We start from the raw sequence: 20,188 nt of genomic DNA, 5'->3' as shown, positions 1-20,188 counted from the left end.
AATGAAAGTAAGCTCTGAATTTTCCAAGTATGCAATGCATTACGGCTCCTATAATGTTATTCAGCAAAAAGTAGCCGATAAACTACTCTCTTTTGTAGCTTCAAAACCCAAAAATATTTTAGATTTAGGATGCGGTAATGGTGCAATGGCTAAAAAAATCAGCTGGAAATATAATAAACTGATGGCAGTCGATTTTGCTCCTGGAATGCTGGAACTGCATCCAAAATCAGAAAATATTGAATGTATTTACGGAAATTTTAATGATGCAAATCTTTTTGAATTGCTCAAAGAATATAATTTTGATTATATTCTTTCTGCTTCAGCGTTGCAATGGGCAGATGATATGGAAAAAATATTTGAGCAGTTGCAAACTTTACATATTCCTGTCGCACTTGCAGTTTTTACGGCAAACACATTTGAAACACTTTACAAAACAGCAGGTTTAGAACCTTTGCTAATCAATACTGATAAACTTAATGCATTGCAAAAAAAGTATTTTAATGCCAATTTTGAAGTTGTTCACTATAAGTTAGAATTTGATAATGTAAGAGATATGTTTCGCTATATAAAAAAGAGCGGAGTAAGCGCTTCTCGTAATGTTTTAAGTTATAAAGAGATGAAAAAACTGATGCAGGAGTATCCACTGAACTATTTAGAATTTGAAGTAGCTTTTATCTATTAATTATTACTTCTTTTTCTAAATTGTATAGCTCATACCGTACAGTTTTGAAGTTCTCGCTGTATTGTATATTTTCTAATTTATACAACTCTTCTAATACCCTGGCAGATTCCTCGGCACGCTTAAAATTAGCGGTAAGTATATCTTCAAGATTGGAGCGGTTTTGTTCGCTTTTTGTCGAAGGGCGAAGTACGTCATTGACGCTGTCTCTATGTTGGAGCAGTTGTTGTGTCTCTTTTATCTGTGCTCTATGTCTGAGTGATTTTAATTTTGAGGAAAGTTCTTTGTTGTTGTCTTTATAGCGAAGTATATCTTCAACAACGCGTATACCTTCTTTGAGGCGGTTGATGTTGGCGTCAATCACCCGAAATAAGTCGGGTGAAAGAGAATTACTCTTCATTTCCAAAAATGCCGAATAGTTGTAGAAGTGCTATGAAAATATTTAGAAAATCTAAATAAAGTGCTATAGCACCGTCAATTGGAGTTTGGTATGCTCCGTTCATAATGTTTTGCGTATCATATATTACCAAGATACTAAAAAGTATTACCACTGCTCCGGCAATAATAATTTGAAACATCGGATTTCCCAAGAATATATTTAATATTGAAAAACCAATGATTACAACAAGTGCAATCATTAAAGGCTTCCCGTATCCTGTGAAATCTTTTGTACTTTTTATAGCGAAAAAGCTCATCGCTCCAAATACAACAGCAGTCATTGCAAATGCATTACCAACTACCGCTCCACCGCCGTTCATTCCGAGTGTATATGCAAGTAAAGGTGCTGTTGTAAGCCCTGTAACAAATACAAAGGCAAACATTACCAAAAGGTTTATGCCCGGTTTGTTCTTAACAAATTGTAAACCGATTAAAAGTCCAATTTCTAAAAAGAACAGCGGCCAGATTAAACCTGAAATACTTGCAGCTAAAGGCACACCTACGTAAGCACCTACAGCTCCCGCCATCATTGATGCAGCAAAAAGCTTATAAGTCTCTTTTACGAAAGAGACTATTTGAGCTTCGCTACGACTGTTTGTTTGAGAAGCATAAGAGTTTCCTCTTGCGTAATCACGATCATAAAGTCCCATGTTTTTTTCCTTTTACAATATCTTCTTTAAGATATTTTTTATTTAGTGAATTCTATAGATAAAAAGTTAATGGAAGGCAACATGAATGCAAATAATATGCTTACATTATTATATATAAGCAAAAATAGAAAAATAAAATAAGTAAAACTAATTCTAAAAGAAACAACTCAAAAAGAAATTTGAAATTCTTTTAAAATACTCTTGACATTAAAGTTGAAATCCCCTATAATTCCCATCCACAAACAGAGAGACCTTGTTTAAAAGGCCTAGAGAGACTTCGAGTTGAAGCCGATTGAAATTGTTTGAGATCATTGAAAACTAAGCAAGTAAGAGAGTTTTTACCGTAAGGTAAAGATATAAATTACTTAGAAATAACTAATATAACAACAACCGTCTATTCTATTTTGAAATCTAACTATTTATAGTTAGATTCCCTATAGTAATAGATAACTATATTCATTAAGAGCTTAAGCACTCTTGATGTCTTAATAAAGCCAATGATTTTTAAATCTTGGGCAAAGATCAGTAATGCACAGTAATGTGTTCTTTACATAATTCAATTATGGAGAGTTTGATCCTGGCTCAGAATGAACGCTGGCGGCGTGCTTAACACATGCAAGTCGAACGGTAACAGAGAGAAGCTTGCTTCTTTGCTGACGAGTGGCGCACGGGTGAGTAATATATAGATAATGTGCCTCTTAGTCTGGGATAGCCATTGGAAACGATGATTAATACTGGATACTCCTTCTTACCAAAAGGTAAGTCGGGAAAGTTTTTCGCTAAGAGATCGGTCTATATCCCATCAGCTTGTTGGTAGTGTAAGAGACTACCAAGGCAATGACGGGTAGCGGGTTTGAGAGGATGATCCGCCACACTGGTACTGAGACACGGACCAGACTCCTACGGGAGGCAGCAGTGAGGAATATTGCACAATGGGGGAAACCCTGATGCAGCAACGCCGCGTGGAGGATGACGCATTTCGGTGTGTAAACTCCTTTTATATGTCAAGAAAATGACGGTAGCATATGAATAAGCACCGGCTAACTCCGTGCCAGCAGCCGCGGTAATACGGAGGGTGCAAGCGTTATTCGGAATCACTGGGCGTAAAGGACGCGTAGGCGGGTTGGAAAGTCAGATGTGAAATCCTACAGCTTAACTGTAGAACTGCATTTGAAACTTCCAATCTAGAGTATGGGAGGGGGAGATGGAATTAGTGGTGTAGGGGTAAAATCCGTAGATATCACTAGGAATACCGAAAGCGAAGGCGATCTCCTGGAACATAACTGACGCTAAGGCGTGAAAGCGTGGGGAGCAAACAGGATTAGATACCCTGGTAGTCCACGCCCTAAACGATGAACACTAGTCGTCGGGATGCTAGTCATCTCGGTGATGCACTTAACAGATTAAGTGTTCCGCCTGGGGAGTACGGTCGCAAGATTAAAACTCAAAGGAATAGACGGGGACCCGCACAAGTGGTGGAGCATGTGGTTTAATTCGAAGATACGCGAAGAACCTTACCTAGCCTTGACATTGATTGAACACTTTAGAGATAGAGTGGTGCCCTTCGGGGAACATGAAAACAGGTGCTGCACGGCTGTCGTCAGCTCGTGTCGTGAGATGTTGGGTTAAGTCCCGCAACGAGCGCAACCCTCGTCCTTAGTTGCTAGCAGTTCGGCTGAGCACTCTAAGGAGACTGCCTTCGTAAGGAGGAGGAAGGTGAGGACGACGTCAAGTCATCATGGCCCTTATGGCTAGGGCTACACACGTGCTACAATGGGGCGTACAGAGTGTTGCGATACCGCGAGGTGGAGCTAATCACTTAAAGCGTCTCTCAGTTCGGATTGGAGTCTGCAACTCGACTCCATGAAGCTGGAATCACTAGTAATCGTAGATCAGCAATGCTACGGTGAATACGTTCCCGGGTCTTGTACTCACCGCCCGTCACACCATGGGAGTTGATTTCACCCGAAATCGGGAAGCGAACCTTCGGGGCGCTACCGCTTACGGTGGAATTAGCGACTGGGGTGAAGTCGTAACAAGGTAACCGTAGGAGAACCTGCGGTTGGATCACCTCCTTTCTAGAGTAAAGTCAATCATTCATTTGAATTGACATACAAAAAGAAAATCTCACAAGAGATCGTTTATTTAGTTACTTTCTAATCTTACTTGCTTAGTTTTCAGTGATCTATGTTCTATAACATTGATTATGTCAGAGGGAGTAACTTCTAAAACATTCACAAGATGTTTTGGAAGGGATTTTTGTTTTTATCAAGGAAAGTTCTTTGTGGAGTGCGGAGCGTACTAAATGTACGTGACAAACGGAACAAAGGTTCTGACGCCGAGAAAAGCAAAAAGCACCCCAAAAGGGCCTATAGCTCAGCTGGTTAGAGTGCACCCCTGATAAGGGTGAGGTCCCAGGTTCAAGTCCTGGTAGGCCCACCATTTTTGAGCGATTTGCACTAAAAAATGAGACTCACTTGCTATAGCAAGCTTCGCCTCTTTTTTTAGCACAACTCATCTCAAAACGAGTTTTCAGAAATTAAATTTAAGCTTTTTATTTTAAAAGTTTAAATTTGGTTTTTAAGACCAAACGATCATTAAATTACAATTGTTAAAGTCAACAACTATAATAAAGAAATTTATTATAAACTAAATAACTACAATAACAGATCATTCATCTTATTTTCTGTAGAGATACATTAAATAAGGTAGTGAACGCAACATAGAATAAAAAGATATTAAGGGCCATAGGTGGATGCCTTGGCTAGTAGAGGCGATGAAAGACGTACTAGGCTGCGAAAAGTCTCGGGGAGCTGCCAAGAAGCTTTGATCCGGGAATTTCTGAATGGGGCGACCCAGCATGGAGCGATTCATGTTACCCTACGGGGGGCGAACTCAGGGAAGTGAAACATCTCAGTACCTGAAGGAAGAGAAATCAAACGAGATTCCGAGAGTAGCGGCGAGCGAAATTGGAGTAGGGCGGTTAGCGATAGCATATTTGTTAGCAGAACACTTTGGAAAGAGTGAGCATAGAGGGTGATACTCCCGTAAGCGAAAACATTTATGTGGTACTAGGTTAACGAACGAGTAGGTCGGGACACGTGTTATCTTGACTGAATATGGGGGGACCACCCTCCAACCCTAAATACTACTACTAGACCGATAGCGAACAAGTACCGTGAGGGAAAGGTGAAAAGGACCGCGGTGAGCGGAGTGAAATAGAACCTGAAACCTATGGCTTACAATCATTCGGAGCACTATTAAATAAGTGTGACGGACTGCCTTTTGCATAATGAGCCTGCGAGTTGTGGTATCTGGCAAGGTTAATCGAACGAGAAGCCGTAGCGAAAGCGAGTCTTAATAGGGCGACATAGTCAGATGCTGCAGACCCGAAACTGAGTGATCTATCCATGAGCAGGTTGAAGCTGGTGTAAGAGCCAGTGGAGGACCGAACCGGTAGAAGTTGAAAATTCTTCGGATGACTTGTGGATAGGGGTGAAAGGCCAATCAAACTCAGTGATAGCTGGTTCTCTCCGAAATATATTTAGGTATAGCCTCGAGCATTAGCGTATAGGGGTAGAGCACTGACAGGGCTAGGGCTGCTTACCGCGGTACCAAACCCTATCAAACTCCGAATACTATACGTGTAACCTCGGGAGTCAGGCGTAGGGTGATAAAATCCTATGTCGAGAGGGGAACAACCCAGACTAACAGCTAAGGTCCCAAAGTTTTATCTAAGTGGAAAAGGATGTGGAGTTGCTGTGACAACCAGGAGGTTGGCTTAGAAGCAGCCATCCTTTAAAGAAAGCGTAACAGCTCACTGGTCTAGCGATTCTGCGCCGAAAATATAACGGGGCTAAGATAAACACCGAAGCTTTAGATTTACAGTTTACTGTAAGTGGTAGGAGAGCGTTCCATTCAGCGCTGAAGGTATACCGGTAAGGAGTACTGGAGCGGATGGAAGTGAGCATGCAGGCATGAGTAGCGAGAAAAGGAATGAGAATTTCCTTCGCCGTAAACCCAAGGTTTCCTACGCGATGCTCGTCATCGTAGGGTTAGTCGGGACCTAAGTCGAGTCCGAAAGGGGTAGACGATGGCAAATCGGTTAATATTCCGATACCGACATTACATCATTTGAGTGATGGGGGGACGCATAGAGTTAGACGAGGTCACTGATGGAATAGTGGCTCGAAGGAAGTAGGTTGAAGAGTAGGCAAATCCGCTCTTCATGCAACCGAGATCTTACAGGCAGTTCAATCTCTTCGGAGAGCGAACTGAATCGTCGATACTGTCGTGCCGAGAAAAGCCTCTAAACGAGATGTAATGTTGCCCGTACCGTAAACCGACACAGGTGGGTGAGATGAGTATTCTAAGGCGCGTGGATGAACCCTTGTTAAGGAACTCTGCAAACTAGCACCGTATCTTCGGTATAAGGTGTGCCCTATTTGTTAACAGATTTACTCTGTGAAGCAATGACGGGTCGCAGCAAAGAGTCCCTCCCGACTGTTTACCAAAAACACAGCACTCTGCTAACACGTAAGTGGATGTATAGGGTGTGACGCCTGCCCGGTGCTCGAAGGTTAAAAGGATTGCTTAGCATTAGCGAAGGCATGAATTGAAGCCCGAGTAAACGGCGGCCGTAACTATAACGGTCCTAAGGTAGCGAAATTCCTTGTCGGTTAAATACCGACCTGCATGAATGGCGTAACGAGATGGGAGCTGTCTCAACAAGGGATCCAGTGAAATTGTAGTGGAGGTGAAAATTCCTCCTACCCGCGGAAAGACGGAAAGACCCCGTGCACCTTTACTATAGCTTGACACTGCTATTGGGATATTCATGTGCAGGATAGGTGGGAGCCTTTGATTCATAGTCGCCAGATTATGATGAGGCATCCTTGAGATACCACCCTTGAATATTCTGATAGCTAACTCCGTACGATTATCTCGTGCGAGGACAATGTCTGGTGGGTAGTTTGACTGGGGCGGTCGCCTCCTAAAAAGTAACGGAGGCTTACAAAGTTCGGCTCAGGTGGGTTGGAAATCCACCGTAGAGTATAATGGCATAAGCCGGACTGACTGTGAGACATACAAGTCGAGCAGAGTCGAAAGACGGTCATAGTGATCCGGTGGTTCTGTGTGGAAGGGCCATCGCTCAAAGGATAAAAGGTACGCCGGGGATAACAGGCTGATCTCCCCCAAGAGCTCACATCGACGGGGAGGTTTGGCACCTCGATGTCGGCTCATCGCATCCTGGGGCTGGAGCAGGTCCCAAGGGTATGGCTGTTCGCCATTTAAAGCGGTACGCGAGCTGGGTTCAGAACGTCGTGAGACAGTTCGGTCCCTATCTTCCGTGGGCGTAGGAACGTTGAGGAGAGCTGACCCTAGTACGAGAGGACCGGGTTGGACGTGCCACTGGTGCACCAGTTGTCCTGCCAAGGGCATAGCTGGGTAGCTACGCACGGATGAGATAACCGCTGAAAGCATCTAAGCGGGAAGCCAACTCCAAGATGAACGTTCCCTGAAGTACGCTTGAAGACTACAAGCTTGATAGGCTGGATGTGTACGCAGAGCAATCTGTTTAGCTGACCAGTACTAATAGTACGTTTGTCTTTTTTTTACGTTCATTTATTTGAACACAATTGCTTCACTACCTTATTTAGTGTATATCGCTAATAAGAGATATGTTAAGTTATTTAGTTAGGCTTTATTGCCTTTGTTGACTTTAACAATTTTAACTCACTCAACTAATCTTTATGAGATTAGATATAAGTATATCTGGCACTAAATGCCGATACTCCCGTCGCTAAAGCGTAAGTGGAGTATAAACGTTATCCTTATATCTGATCTTGTCTAGGTGGCTATAGAGAGAGGGAAACGCCTGGTCCCATTCCGAACCCAGAAGCTAAGCCTCTCATCGCTGATAATACTGCACCTTTCAGGTGTGGAAATGTAGGTCGCTGCCTAGTTGATCAGATTCTTTTATTTTTACTCTCTAATTACTTTATCTTATCCGTTTACTTTATTTTTACATTCTTATTGTATTATTTTCGCCATATAAATCTGTGATGATTATGTGAGAAAAATGTTACAAATATGCACATTGTTATATTTTTATCACATATTTAATATTCTTCTTTATTTTCTCTTTTTTAATGATTTCTATCAATTTTATTGATATTTGCCTATTTTATTCTTTTTTTATAAGTATATATAATATTATTATCTAATTAGTATTATATTACTCATTATTTTATTTATTTTATATAAGTTTTTATAATATAAGCCACCATTACATTAAGTTTCGCTTTATTTTTTATCACATATAATACTCTCAGTCGAAATAGCTTGTCTATCTCAAAACTTTGACATACTCTTAAGGAGAGAAAATGAAAAAAACAATTAAATTAGCAGTAGTAGCTGCTTTAGCTTTAGGTGCAACTTCTGCATTCGCAACAAATGGTGCAGCTTTAATAGGAATGGGTGCTAAAGCACGTGGTATGGCTGGAACAGGAATCGGTATGAGTCATGGTGCTGAATCTGCATTAGTGAATCCTGCTTTAATTACTTCTGTTGAAAACACTGAAATTTCTTTTGGCGGCACGATTTTTATGCCGGATGTTAAAAATACTAATGATTTATCAACAATAGGTGATGCTAGTGCTAGCGCAGATAGTGATGCTGACTTAAACGTTATTCCGGAAGTTTCTTTGGCAACAAAAATTAATGATAATTTTTACGTTGGTATAGGTATGTGGGGAACAGGCGGTATGGGTGTTGATTACAGAAAAGCACCTACAAATGCACAAATGTATATGGTAACTAATCTTCAACTAATGCAGTTTGGTGTGCCTTTAGCATATACAACAGATGGATTTACTGTAGCTGTTACACCAATTTTACAATATGGTTCATTAGACATTAACTATGTAGGACCAACGGCATATGGTAATCCAGCAAAAGGTGCTGGTGTAGCACAAGATTTAAAATTGGGCTATAACATCGGTTTATCATATGAAATATCAGGTTTAACGGTCGGTGCAATATATAAATCTAAAATTGATATGGAATATGATGGCGTATTATCAAAAACTGTTGATTTATTTTCATCTACTGGAAAATATAATAATGATAAACTTTCTACTCCTGCTGAAATAGGTATTGGTGCAAGTTATGCAATAGGTGAACATACTGTAGCTATTGATTATAAACAAATCAAATGGTCTGATGCAAAAGGTTATGAAGATTTTGAATGGGATGATCAAAATGTTGTTGCTTTAGGTTATGAATATAACACTAAAGGTTGGGCTGTTCGTTTAGGATATAACTATGCATCTAGTCCAATAAGTGAGCAAAAGTATACTGGCGGTAATTCTGCAAATTTAAGTGCAAATGTTGTAAATACATTTAATTTACTTGGTTTCCCTGGTATAGTTGAATCTCATTATGCAATCGGTGGTTCATATGATGTAAGTGACAAAGCATCTGTTGATGTTGCCTATACATATGCGGCTGAGAATACTGAAACTTATACAAACTTTGCTGGAGCAAAAATCACTACAAAACACTCTCAACAAGGTGTTAGTTTACAACTTAACTATAACTTCTAGTATTAGCTAGAAATTCTCCTTTCTTTCAATGCCGCCTTCTCTTGGCGGCATTTTATTTTTACATGGCTATCAGATATATTTGATTTAGTACATTAAAAATTAAATAAATCATCAAAATTATGCTAAAATTAACGGGTTCAGTTGTGACTATTTTTTGATAATAGTGATGATAATATATATAAGGAAATATAATGATAAAAAGATTAATTAAGACTACTTTAGTTCTTAGTATTGCTGCAACCGCTATGTTTGGCGCACCTGCTGCATATTTTAATGTAGTCAACGGTGATCAGGAAGACAAATATGAAAAAGAGTTCCTTCCGCCTTTAGAAGATGCTACAGGATTTTCTCTTTCAGATCCACATGAAAAGATTAATGATGCTTATGAAAAGCGTTATGGTAATCCCCAAGACCCGGATTATGATAAGGCATGGATAACTAATCTTGATAATTTAGGTTTTTTCTCTATCAGTAACGACAAAGCACTACATGATATACTGTTAAAATCTCCTCAGGCTGCAGGTTTTCAACCATTTAACCTGTTAATTTACAAAAAGAAATCTGAAGATAAAACATATATAGGTCATATTGCTCCTGAGACTATGCTCGACATTACAGGTGTAAAAGATGCAGATTCTAGAAAAGCATATATAGATATGTTCAAACCTTTAGATGCTTACGTTACAAAAGAGTTTGGCGGTAAAATTTTAGATACAACTTTCAGCGGAAAACTTCCTGCAAAACCTATGATGACTTTTGAGTTTGAAGTTGACAGAAGTGGTGATGTTGTAGAGTGGGCTGAAGCTTTTCAAGAAGAATTTGAAGGTGCTTTTGAAGCAAAACACTACATCATAGCAGGTTTTAAAAACTTCAAAGAGACATATGAAGAAGATTTGGAGATGCCATTTGAAAAATATGACCAGTTTTTCGTATATGGTCTATGTCACTTTACATTTTCATACAATGTCTTTAACAAGGGTCGTCCTGATGCAGGAATATTTGCTCCATGTGCAATGTATTTTTACATAGAAAAAGGTTCAAACAAAATGATGGTCGGAATGCCTCGCTTATCTGTTTGGAGTGCTGTTATGGAATTTAAAGATCCTGCAAAAATTAAATGGACTAAAACAATTGATGATGAGATTATCTCTATAATGAAAAAACTAGGTGGTAAAGAATTATGAGAAAACTGTTTACAATTATTGCATCGGTAGCAATACTTGCATTTACAGGATGTGCTGGAGCTTCTTCAAAGCCTACAGCAGCAAACAATCCTTATGTTGGAAAAGAAGTTAGCACTTATTTAGTAGGTGCTCATATGGACGCTAAAAGCGTTCAAGAGAAACTAACAGCTGCCGGTTTTAGTGTTGTTGCTACATATAAACCTATTAAAAAAGGGACAACAATTGTATTTACAAATGATGCACTCAAAGCACAAGGTGCTAAACCTGGTCGTGCTTATGCAGCAGTTTTACGTGTGTTTGTAGATGACAAAGCAAAAATGATTAGCTTTACCAACCCTATTTATTTTGGAAAAGCATTTATGCAGGATGATTTTGATTATGATGTATTTGCAGCACAGCTTGATGCTATAAACAAAGTATTTCCAGGACTAAAAGGTTCAAAAGATAAATTGAAATTTGAAAAACTTGCAGGATTTCACTTTATGATTGGTATGCCTTATTATAATGAGCCGGATGTTTTAGGTGAAGCTGCAAATAAAGAATTATTGGCTAAAGCGAAAAAATACAAAAAAGGGAAATACCTTGTTTTTGACTTGAAACTTTCAGACAATAGCACTTTACTTGGTTATGATCTTGGTAAACGTACGAAAAAATTTGTAAAAAAAGTTGGACGTGCAAATGCAGCGATTCTTCCATGGACAATTGCTATTGAAAATGGCAAAGCTAAGGCTTTAAATGCTAAATATTATATAGCTATCAGCTATCCTCTTTTAACTATGAATGATTTTATGGGAATTGCAACAGTACCTGGTGCTATTACGAAAGAGTTGAGCAAACCGCTTAAGAAGTAGATGTAATATTTCGGACTTTTAGCCCAGACTACAGAAAAAAATTTAGTTTTTTTCTAAGTTACGCTTTAGCGTTAAAAGTCTGGGTTGTGAATATTAGATTAGTTTGGCTTCGCGTTTGCCTTCTTTTATTTCTCCGATGAGATAACCATCAGTCTCTGCAAGTACTTTTTCAACATCTGATTCTTCAACTACAAGTATCATTCCTACACCCATATTGAATGCTCTAAACATTTCATCACGTTCTACATGCTCACTCATAAGCTCAAATATAGGAAGCACTCTAATAGCATCACGTTTTACTTCTGCCATTAAGTTTTCAGGCAGTACACGAGGAAGATTTTCTACTATTCCACCGCCTGTGATATGCGCCATTGCTACTATTTCATTTTTAAGTGCTTTAAATGTTTTTACGTAAATATTTGTCGGTTCAAGCAGTGCTTGTATTAGAGGTTGACCATTGAAGTCATCATCAAATTTCATACCCATTTTTTCAAAAAGAACTTTTCTGGCAAGTGAAAAACCATTTGAATGCAGACCCGAACTCGGTAGAGCTATAAGTTTATGCCCGGGACGAACCAAACTTACTCTGTCCATCTGTGATTTTTCAGCTACACCTACGGCAAAACCTGCTAAATCATAATCGTCTTCGCTGTACATACCCGGCATTTCAGCAGTTTCTCCGCCGATAAGAGCACATTCACTGCGTTTACATCCCTCGGCTATTCCTGCAACAACATTTGTCGCTACATTTACATCGAGTTTTCCCGTTGCATAATAATCAAGAAAGAAACTCGGTGTTCCAAAATTACAGATTAAATCATTTACGCACATTGCAACCAAATCAATACCTACGGTGTTATGAATACCGCTGTCAATTGCGAGTTTTAGCTTTGTGCCGACGCCGTCAGTTGCTGCAAGCATTACAGGCTCATTGAAACCTTTTGGAAGTTCAAATGCACCGGCAAAAGAACCGATACCGCCAAGTACACCGGGTATTTTTGTACTCTTTACAAGTGGTTTGATGTTTTCAACAAAACTATTTCCCGCGTCTATATCTACGCCTGCATCTTTGTAAGAAATTTGACTCATTATTTTGACTCCGAATCTTGTGGTAAATCACATTTTTTTGTAATGATACAAAGTGGACAGAAGTTAGCTAAACCCGCAATTAATGGGAGTATTCCAAGATAGAACCAATAGTTCTTCGTAATAAAACCTATAGCGATAAGAACAAGTCCTAGTACTATACGAATAGGTCTGCATACTTTCCTGATTTTGTTATAATCCATTTTATACCTTTAAGTTTTTATAAATATTATGTAATTATAGCAATATTAAGTAAAATTAATCCAAATATGCTAAAATCGCTATTAATTAATAATAGGAATTTTAAATATGAAAGATTTTATATATAATGAGATGATGGTGCATGTACCATTGTGTACACACAAAGAGCCAAGCAATGTTTTAATCATTAGTTTAAACTCAGCGGGATTTGTGGCAGAGATACAAAAATATAAAAATGATGATATCAGTTGTGATGTACTATCTGCCGACATTAATTTGCTTCGCGAGGCTGCAGATGACAAGTATGATGTAATCATTTCAGAACTTGAAACTGATGCTGCCGTTTTGGCACATTTTAACCGCGTTCTTAAAGATGACGGACTTTTGGTAACGACGCATCCTTCTTTGGATGATGTCTCGGAGAATAAAAGAATTATGCAGATTTTAGGCAAATATGCAAAAATAATTATGCCGTATAACCTAGGCAACGGCGAAACAGCACTTTTGGCATCAAAAGCATATCATCCAACAGCTGATATAATACTACAAAGAACAGATCTGCTTGACGGGCTGGAATATTATAACTGTGATGTGCATCCTGCTGCTTTTGCTACAGGAAATAATGTACGAAAAGAGTATTTGGGCGTTATTAAAAACTAATGGCTTATGAGTATGCTATTGCGTTGAGTGGGGGTATTGCTACTGGAAAAAGTACGGTAGCTTCACTTTTGGCGCTCAACGGAATGCGGGTGATTGATGCAGACACGATTTCGCATGAAATTCTTGATGCATCTGTTGACTGGGTTGAGAAAACATTCGGGCAAGAGTACATTAATGGTACAAAAGTTGACCGTGCAAAACTCGGCAGTTATATTTTTTCACATCCCGAGGCAAAAAAAACATTAGAAAGCTTTTTGCATCCAAAAATAAAAGCTGAGATTCAAATGCGCAGTGAAAAGCAGGACAGTTTTAAATTTCCTTATCTTATAGATATTCCGCTTTTTTTTGAAAACTCAAATTACGATATAAAAGAGAGTGTTGTAGTATATACGCCGCCAGATATTCAGCTTGAACGTTTTATGAAGCGTAACGGATATACAAAAGAGGAATCTCTCAAGCGGATTGCTTCTCAAATGCCGATTGACGAGAAAAAAGAAAAAGCAACTTGGGTGATAGATAACTCAAAGAACTTGAAGCATCTTCAAAATGAAGTAGAGCAGTTCGTACAAAAAATAAAGGAGATATACAAAAAATGAAAATAGCAAAATACAGCGCAAATGGAAATGACTTTGTAATATTTCACGATGATAAAAAAGAAGAACGCTACGAACTCGCCAAAACATTGTGTCATCGCCAGGATGGTATAGGTGCAGACGGCCTTATAGTAATTGTACCCAATGATGAGTATGACTTTGAATGGGAATTTTATAATTCTGACGGCTCTCATGCAGATATGTGCGGTAATGGCAGCCGTGCTTGTGCGCATTATGCCTACAACAATGGTTTAGCACCGGCAACGATGCACTTTATGACAGGAGCCGGTGTTATTGGTGCACAGGTAGAAGAAAATACTCCAAAAAGCGGCATGGTGGAGAGTGAATTGACACCTCCTGAAATTATTGAAACCGAAATAGAATTTGACGGGCATAACTGGTGGCTGATAAATACAGGCGTACCACATTTGGTACGATATACCGACAATATAAAAGAGTTTGATACAGAGGAGGCACGTGAGCTTCGTTATGTTTATAACGCAAATGTAAATATTATGTATATAGAAGACGGTAATTTAAGAGTTCGTACTTATGAGCGCGGAGTAGAGGACGAGACATTAGCCTGCGGCACGGGAATGGCTGCTTGTTTTTACAGAGCTTATAAAGAGGGAAATGTGCAAAATAATATAGAAGTTTATCCGACAAGCGGTGATACGCTTTATTTGGGCTATAATGGAAAAACCATTACTTTTAAAGGGCGTGTGAAGAAGACTTTTGAGACGGAGTGGGACGTTTAGGTTGTTTGGTTACATGTAAGCTTATGAAGTTATCGGAACCCAGACTTTAGTCTGGGCTGTGCAACTTTTAAGCCTCAAAGGTAAGGTTAAAACCTTGCTTCCGAAGAGCAAAAAAGCGTTAAAGCTTTACATGTAAAGACGTTTTACAGTCCTGCTGCTTCTACAATTTTGGCTTGATGATCAGCGATGAGCGGTTCAATGATTTCATCGAGCAGACCGCCGCTCATAATTTCATTTAAGCGGTAAAGCGTTAAGTTGATTCTATGATCACTGATACGGTTTTGTGGATAATTATACGTTCTAATTCTTCCACTTCTGTCACCGGTACCTACTTGTGCGGCACGCTGTGCAGCATCTTCGGCCTGGGCTTCTTGCATTTGAAGGTCATACAATCTTGCTTTTAAAACCTTCATTGCTTTTTCTCTGTTTTTATGCTGTGATTTTTGATCTTGATTGGTTACAACGAGCCCTGATGGCAGGTGAGTAATACGAACAGCCGAATCGGTAGTGTTGACAGACTGCCCGCCGCATCCTGATGAACGCATAACATCAATCTTTAAATCATTTTCATTAATTTCAATTTCGACATCATCTACTTCAGGCATAACGGCTACGGTAATAGCCGAGGTATGTACGCGTCCTTGACTTTCTGTTTGTGGTACACGCTGAACACGGTGTGTTCCGCCTTCGTATTTCAACCGTGAATAAACCTGTTCACCCTTTATAAGTGCTACAACCTCTTTATATCCGCCTGCATCAGATGGTGAACTGCTCATGAGTTCTATTTTCCACCCTTTTAAATCAGCATAACGCGTATAAGCATCAAACAAGTCTCCAACAAAGATGGCTGCTTCATCGCCACCGGCACCTGCTCGAAGTTCTACGATGATATTTCTATCATCGTTAGGGTCTTTTGGCAGGAGAAGCATTTTTATCTCTTCTTCTATGAGGGGTACCTGTGGTTCTAGTTCTTTAAGCTCTTCTTTTGCCATATCGCCCATTTCCGGGTCTGAAAGCATCTCTTTTGAATCACTGATTTCTTCTATGAGTGCTTTGTATTCTTTTGTTTTTTCAACGATAGGTAAAAGTGAAGATTGTTCTTTTGAGAGTTCTGTCATTCGTTTGATGTCAGAGGTTATGTCAGGTGAACTTAGCATTTCGCTAAGTTCGTTATAGCGGTTGATAAACGGTGTAAGTTTATCTGCTAGCATTTGTAGCTTACCTTATATTGCGTTTACAGTTTTGTGTAGACGACTTACTTTTCTAGCAGCAGTTTCTTTTTTTAAGATACCTTTGCTTACAAATTTATGAATTTGTTGGTTTGCAACTTTAAATGCTGCCTGTGCTTCTTCTTTGTTTCCAGCTTCAACTGCTGAACTAACTGTTTTTACGATATTTTTAAGACGAGTTCTATAGAAACGATTACGTTCAGTACGAACGAGTGTCTGGCGAATTCTCTTAATTGATGACTTGTGATTTGCCATTTAATGAGTCCTTTTTGGAATTTAAGTGCGAAATATTACCTTAAAAATAATTAAAATTAAGTTAAAGGGTGGTAAAATGGCTCAAATTAAGACAACCGTTTACAAAAAGGCTGAAAAAAAGAGAGCGAATCCTCCCTTTGGTCTGAGTCTCTTTTTTTAATCCTTTGTGTAAACTACTATAATAAAATGAAGATATTTTATAAAATATGGGTGGAGTGAATATGAAACTATTTGGTACTGATGGTGTGAGAGGTGAGGCGGGTTCTTTTTTAAGTGCTTCGGTTGCTATGAAGGTGGCTATGGCTGCGGGGATTTATCTAAAATCTTCTGCTGTGACGAATAGAATATTGGTTGGAAAAGATACACGGCGCAGCGGTTATATGATAGAAAATGCCATTGTGAGTGGTTTGACGGCTGTCGGGTATGATGTTATTGAAGTTGGTCCTATGCCTACGCCTGCTATTGCTTACATAACGGAAAATATGCGTTGTGATGCGGGAATTATGATTTCGGCTTCGCATAACTCTTATGAAGATAACGGTATAAAGTTCTTTAATGGACGAGGAGATAAATTTTCTTCTGGAATTGAGCAAGAGATCGAAAATATATATTTTGATGATGCACTGCTCAATAAATCCCAGGTTACAGGCAAGGCAATAGGGAAAGCAAAACGCATTGATGATGTTATAGGGCGCTATATAGTACAGCTGAAAAACTCTTTCCCCGTACATATGACACTACAAGGAATACGTATAGTGCTTGATACGGCAAACGGTGCAGCTTATAAGGTTGGTCCGACGGTTTTAGAAGAGCTGGGTGCTGAGGTGATTGTGCTGCATGACAAACCAAACGGTTTTAATATTAATGAAGACTGCGGGGCCTTGCATACAAAAGATTTATGTAATTGTGTTGTAAAGTATAGAGCTGATTTGGGCATAGGACTTGACGGTGATGCCGACAGACTTGTTGTTGTGGATGAAAAAGGTGAAGTTGTAGACGGCGACCAGCTTTTGGGTGCACTTGGCGTGCATCTGCACGAACAGAACAAACTTAAAGGCGAGGGTATTGTTGCAACTGTTATGAGCAATCAGGGGCTTGAAGACTATATGCAAGAGCATGAATTGAAACTCTATCGTTCAGATGTCGGTGATAAACATGTTTTGGAGATTATGAAAAAGCAGGATATTAACTTTGGCGGCGAGCAGAGCGGGCATATTATTATAAATGATTATGCAAAAACGGGTGACGGGCTTGTGGCTGCACTTCAAGTGCTTGCGCTGCTTATTGATAAGAAAAAAGCGGCATCAGAGCTTTTACGTCCATTCCCTTTGTATCCGCAGAAGCTGGTGAACTTACATGTAAAGACAAAAAAGCCTTTGAGTGAAATCGCTTCACTGGATGAAAAGCTTCATGCTTTAGAGGATGAGGGCATACGTCATTTGATTCGCTACTCAGGTACAGAGAACAAATTGAGAGTTCTTTTAGAGTGTAAAGAGCGAGAGATTATGAATGAAAAAATGGATGAAATAGTAGACTTTTTTACGACAGCTTTAAATGAATAATAATAAAATGTTGCGCTTGTCTGCCATTTTACTTTTTAGTTTGGCAGGCGTGTTTATAATCGATCAAAATATTAAGGCTTTATTTGTTGAAGGTTTCCGTTATTATACGGATTGTATTGATTTGATACTTGTCTACAACAAAGGTGTAGCCTTTTCAATGTTTGCTTTTTTAGACGAGTATTTAAAATATATTCAACTTCTGCTTGTGAGTGGTGTTTTTGCCTATATATTGTATCTCAAAAAAATATGTTATGCCCTGCCCGGTGGGATACTTCTTGGGGGTGCTTTTTCAAATATTTATGACAGATTTATTCATGACGGTGTTGTAGATATGGTTTATTGGCACTGCGGATTTGACTTTGCTGTTTTTAATTTTGCCGATGTGATGATAGATTTTGCTGTTTTATGGATACTTATTTTAAATTTCAAACCAAATTTATGCAAAAATTAATCGCAAAAAAAGCACATTTTTGGTATGATTATATAAAATAATAGTATGAATATTATACTAATAATACAAATAAAAGGAAATTGATGGAAATCAAATCAAACAAAATTAATGGTGCAAATGCTCAAATTGAAGCTACAATCTCTATAGATGAGGTAAATGCAAATATAGAAAAAATTGCGAAACAACTTTCTAAAACTGCTAATGTTCAAGGTTTCCGTAAAGGAAAAGTTCCTGTTGCTATCATCAAAAAGCAATATGGTGAAAAACTTGTTGAAGATGCTGAAGCTGAAGCACTTCGTGAGGTTCTTGCAAAAGGTTTAGAAGAATTGAGTATTGACAATGCATCTTTGATTGGTGAGCCGACTATTTCTAAATTTGACAAGAGTGATGATAAAATCGAAGTGGCTATTAAAGTTGCTATGCGTCCTCAAATTGATTTGGCTGATGTTAAATCTTTAGTTCCTGATTTTAAAAAGCCTGAAGTAACGGACAAAGAAGTTGAAGAAAGAATTAAAGAGATAGCTGAAAATCAGGCACCTTTAGTTGACATCAAACGCAACCGCAAAATGAAAGAGGGTGATACTGCTGTTATTGATTTTGAAGGTTTTATAGGTGGAGAAGCTTTTGAAGGCGGTGCTGCTGAGAATTTTGAACTTAAACTTGGTTCAGGTCAATTTATTCCGGGATTTGAAGATCAGCTCATCGGTGTAAAAAGAGACGAAGAAGTGACTATTAATGTAACTTTCCCAGAGAATTATGGTTCAGATACATTGGCCGGAAAAGATGCAGAGTTTAAAGTAAAAGTCAACGGCGTTAAAGTGAAAGACGATGTTGTTATAGACGATGAACTTGCAAAAAAACTGCTTCCTGGTGAAGAAGATGCAACACTTGATAAGCTAAAAGAAGAAGTTAAAAAAGCGCTTGAGCAGGAAAAACTTACAAAGCTTTACAATGAAGAGTTAAAGCCGAAACTTTTAGAGATATTAGTTGAAAAAATTGATTTTGATTTACCGGAATTTGTTGTAGATCAAGAGATTGATATGGCGGTCAATAAAAAAGCATCTCAAATGAGTGAAGATGAAATTAAAGAACTTCGTGAAAATCCTGAAAAATTAGAAGAGCTTCGTGAAAGTTTCCGTGATGATGCAATGAAAAGTGTAAAAGCTACATTTATCATAGATGCATTAGCACAAGAACTTGGTGTAAAAGTTGAAGAACAAGAAGTTATGCAGACTATCTACTTTGAAGCAATGCAAACAGGTCAAGATCCTCAAAAAGCATATGAGCATTATAAAGATGCCGGATACCTTCCTGCTATCCAAATGTCAATGGTAGAAGACAAAGTTTTAACAACACTTTTAAATGAAAAAGTAGAAGCGTAAGCCATGAGTTACATTCCTTATGTAGTTGAAAAAACAGGACGCGGTGAGCGTTCTTACGATATCTATTCTCGTCTTTTAAAAGACAGAATCGTTATGCTCAGCGGAGAAGTAAATGACGCTGTTGCTTCAACTATTGTTGCGCAGTTTTTATTCCTTGAAGCAGAAGACCCTGAAAAAGATATCTATTTTTATATCAACTCTCCAGGTGGAGTTGTAACTGCAGGACTGGCTATTTTTGATACGATGAACTATATTCGTCCACATGTGGCTACTATTTGTATAGGACAAGCCGCATCAATGGGAGCTTTTTTACTCTCTTGTGGTGAAAAAGGAAAGCGCTATGCTCTTCCTCATGCAAGAATTATGATTCACCAACCTTTGGGTGGTGCTCAGGGTCAGGCAACGGATATTGCAATTCAGGCAGAAGAAATTCTCCGTATGAAAAAAGAACTCAATGGAATATTGGCTAAAAATACCGGACAAAACATTAAAACAATCGAAGCAGATACAGACCGTGATAACTTTATGAGTGCCGCAGAGGCAAAAGATTATGGTATGATTGATGAAGTTTTAGTAAAAAACGACAAAGAGTAAGGAGTTAG

Annotated in this window: 17 protein-coding genes, 1 tRNA gene and 3 rRNA genes; 15 read left to right on the top strand and 6 right to left on the bottom strand. The window is 38.7% G+C overall.

Annotation, left to right across the window (positions count from 1 at the left end):
- Position 1 precedes the first annotated feature (1 nt).
- Entirely contained in the window at positions 2 to 682 is a 681-nt protein-coding gene (locus SAUT_RS10815) for a methyltransferase domain-containing protein (RefSeq protein WP_013327929.1), read from the top strand.
- On the opposite strand, the gene SAUT_RS10810 is transcribed toward SAUT_RS10815, so the two are convergent.
- The gene (locus SAUT_RS10810; RefSeq protein ID WP_013327928.1) at positions 672 to 1,079 is read right to left on the bottom strand and encodes a hypothetical protein; all 408 of its coding nucleotides are present in this window, start codon (positions 1,077 to 1,079) and stop codon (positions 672 to 674) included. The two genes, SAUT_RS10815 and SAUT_RS10810, sit on opposite strands and share 11 nt — an antisense overlap.
- The gene (locus tag SAUT_RS10805; protein ID WP_013327927.1) at positions 1,069 to 1,767 is read right to left on the bottom strand and encodes a Bax inhibitor-1/YccA family protein; all 699 of its coding nucleotides are present in this window, start codon (positions 1,765 to 1,767) and stop codon (positions 1,069 to 1,071) included. The genes SAUT_RS10810 and SAUT_RS10805 overlap by 11 nt, the downstream gene beginning before the upstream one ends.
- 559 nt (positions 1,768 to 2,326) lie before the next feature.
- On the opposite strand from SAUT_RS10805, the gene SAUT_RS10800 reads away from it, so the two are divergent.
- From SAUT_RS10800 to SAUT_RS10770, 7 genes are all read left to right on the top strand, one after another.
- Positions 2,327 to 3,845: ribosomal RNA gene (locus SAUT_RS10800) — 16S ribosomal RNA — on the top strand.
- Positions 3,846 to 4,132: 287 nt separating this feature from the next.
- Positions 4,133 to 4,209 (top strand) — tRNA-Ile (locus SAUT_RS10795).
- Positions 4,210 to 4,495: 286 nt separating this feature from the next.
- Positions 4,496 to 7,384: ribosomal RNA gene (locus tag SAUT_RS10790) — 23S ribosomal RNA — on the top strand.
- A 233-nt stretch (positions 7,385 to 7,617) separates the two neighbouring features.
- Positions 7,618 to 7,733, top strand: a 5S ribosomal RNA gene (rrf, locus tag SAUT_RS10785).
- The 16S, 23S and 5S rRNA genes sit together here with 1 tRNA gene alongside, the layout of an rRNA operon.
- Before the next feature lie 420 nt (positions 7,734 to 8,153).
- Positions 8,154 to 9,374: an OmpP1/FadL family transporter gene (locus SAUT_RS10780; RefSeq protein WP_013327926.1), complete on the top strand. Its 1,221-nt coding sequence runs from the start codon at positions 8,154 to 8,156 to the stop codon at positions 9,372 to 9,374.
- A 191-nt stretch (positions 9,375 to 9,565) separates the two neighbouring features.
- Positions 9,566 to 10,558, top strand: coding sequence for a hypothetical protein (locus SAUT_RS10775; RefSeq protein ID WP_013327925.1), 993 nt, complete (start codon positions 9,566 to 9,568; stop codon positions 10,556 to 10,558).
- Entirely contained in the window at positions 10,555 to 11,409 is an 855-nt protein-coding gene (locus tag SAUT_RS10770) for a hypothetical protein (protein WP_013327924.1), read from the top strand. Before SAUT_RS10775 ends, SAUT_RS10770 begins: the two co-directional genes overlap by 4 nt.
- Before the next feature lie 93 nt (positions 11,410 to 11,502).
- On the opposite strand, the gene purM is transcribed toward SAUT_RS10770, so the two are convergent.
- Together purM and SAUT_RS10760 are read right to left on the bottom strand one after the other, a co-directional pair.
- Positions 11,503 to 12,498 (bottom strand): phosphoribosylformylglycinamidine cyclo-ligase, encoded by a 996-nt coding sequence (purM, locus tag SAUT_RS10765; RefSeq protein ID WP_013327923.1) that lies wholly within the window; start codon positions 12,496 to 12,498, stop codon positions 11,503 to 11,505.
- Positions 12,498 to 12,698 carry a YgaP family membrane protein gene (locus SAUT_RS10760; protein WP_013327922.1) on the bottom strand — a complete coding sequence of 67 codons (201 nt, stop codon included), beginning with the start codon at positions 12,696 to 12,698 and terminating at the stop codon, positions 12,498 to 12,500. The genes purM and SAUT_RS10760 overlap by 1 nt, the downstream gene beginning before the upstream one ends.
- A gap of 106 nt (positions 12,699 to 12,804) precedes the next feature.
- On the opposite strand from SAUT_RS10760, the gene SAUT_RS10755 reads away from it, so the two are divergent.
- The 3 genes from SAUT_RS10755 to dapF are packed head-to-tail and all read left to right on the top strand — an operon-like array spanning position 12,805 to position 14,707.
- Positions 12,805 to 13,356, top strand: coding sequence for a spermine/spermidine synthase domain-containing protein (locus SAUT_RS10755; RefSeq protein ID WP_013327921.1), 552 nt, complete (start codon positions 12,805 to 12,807; stop codon positions 13,354 to 13,356).
- Positions 13,356 to 13,952, top strand: coding sequence for a dephospho-CoA kinase (gene coaE / locus SAUT_RS10750; RefSeq protein WP_013327920.1), 597 nt, complete (start codon positions 13,356 to 13,358; stop codon positions 13,950 to 13,952). Before SAUT_RS10755 ends, coaE begins: the two co-directional genes overlap by 1 nt.
- Positions 13,949 to 14,707, top strand: a complete 759-nt coding sequence (dapF, locus tag SAUT_RS10745; RefSeq protein ID WP_013327919.1) for a diaminopimelate epimerase — start codon at positions 13,949 to 13,951, stop codon at positions 14,705 to 14,707. Before coaE ends, dapF begins: the two co-directional genes overlap by 4 nt.
- Positions 14,708 to 14,850: 143 nt before the next feature.
- Here the strand turns inward: dapF and prfA are convergent, their stop codons facing one another.
- The gene (gene prfA / locus SAUT_RS10740; protein ID WP_013327918.1) at positions 14,851 to 15,918 is read right to left on the bottom strand and encodes a peptide chain release factor 1; all 1,068 of its coding nucleotides are present in this window, start codon (positions 15,916 to 15,918) and stop codon (positions 14,851 to 14,853) included.
- Positions 15,919 to 15,930: 12 nt separating this feature from the next.
- Entirely contained in the window at positions 15,931 to 16,191 is a 261-nt protein-coding gene (rpsT, locus tag SAUT_RS10735) for a 30S ribosomal protein S20 (protein WP_013327917.1), read from the bottom strand.
- A 221-nt stretch (positions 16,192 to 16,412) separates the two neighbouring features.
- Between rpsT and glmM the strand changes: the two genes are divergently transcribed.
- The 4 genes from glmM to clpP all read left to right on the top strand — a co-directional run bounded on the left by glmM (position 16,413) and on the right by clpP (position 20,180).
- Positions 16,413 to 17,753 carry a phosphoglucosamine mutase gene (glmM, locus tag SAUT_RS10730; RefSeq protein WP_013327916.1) on the top strand — a complete coding sequence of 447 codons (1,341 nt, stop codon included), beginning with the start codon at positions 16,413 to 16,415 and terminating at the stop codon, positions 17,751 to 17,753.
- 7 nt (positions 17,754 to 17,760) lie between these two features.
- Positions 17,761 to 18,204 (top strand): signal peptidase II, encoded by a 444-nt coding sequence (lspA, locus tag SAUT_RS10725; RefSeq protein WP_041675570.1) that lies wholly within the window; start codon positions 17,761 to 17,763, stop codon positions 18,202 to 18,204.
- A gap of 83 nt (positions 18,205 to 18,287) precedes the next feature.
- Positions 18,288 to 19,586, top strand: coding sequence for a trigger factor (gene tig / locus SAUT_RS10720; RefSeq protein ID WP_013327914.1), 1,299 nt, complete (start codon positions 18,288 to 18,290; stop codon positions 19,584 to 19,586).
- A gap of 3 nt (positions 19,587 to 19,589) precedes the next feature.
- On the top strand, positions 19,590 to 20,180 hold the full coding sequence (clpP, locus tag SAUT_RS10715) for an ATP-dependent Clp endopeptidase proteolytic subunit ClpP (RefSeq protein ID WP_013327913.1): 591 nt from the start codon (positions 19,590 to 19,592) through the stop codon (positions 20,178 to 20,180).
- Positions 20,181 to 20,188: the final 8 nt, after the last annotated feature.

The sequence above is a fragment of the Sulfurimonas autotrophica DSM 16294 genome (assembly GCF_000147355.1).
Lineage (GTDB): Bacteria > Campylobacterota > Campylobacteria > Campylobacterales > Sulfurimonadaceae > Sulfurimonas > Sulfurimonas autotrophica.
This window is presented reverse-complemented; position numbering and strand designations above follow the sequence as displayed.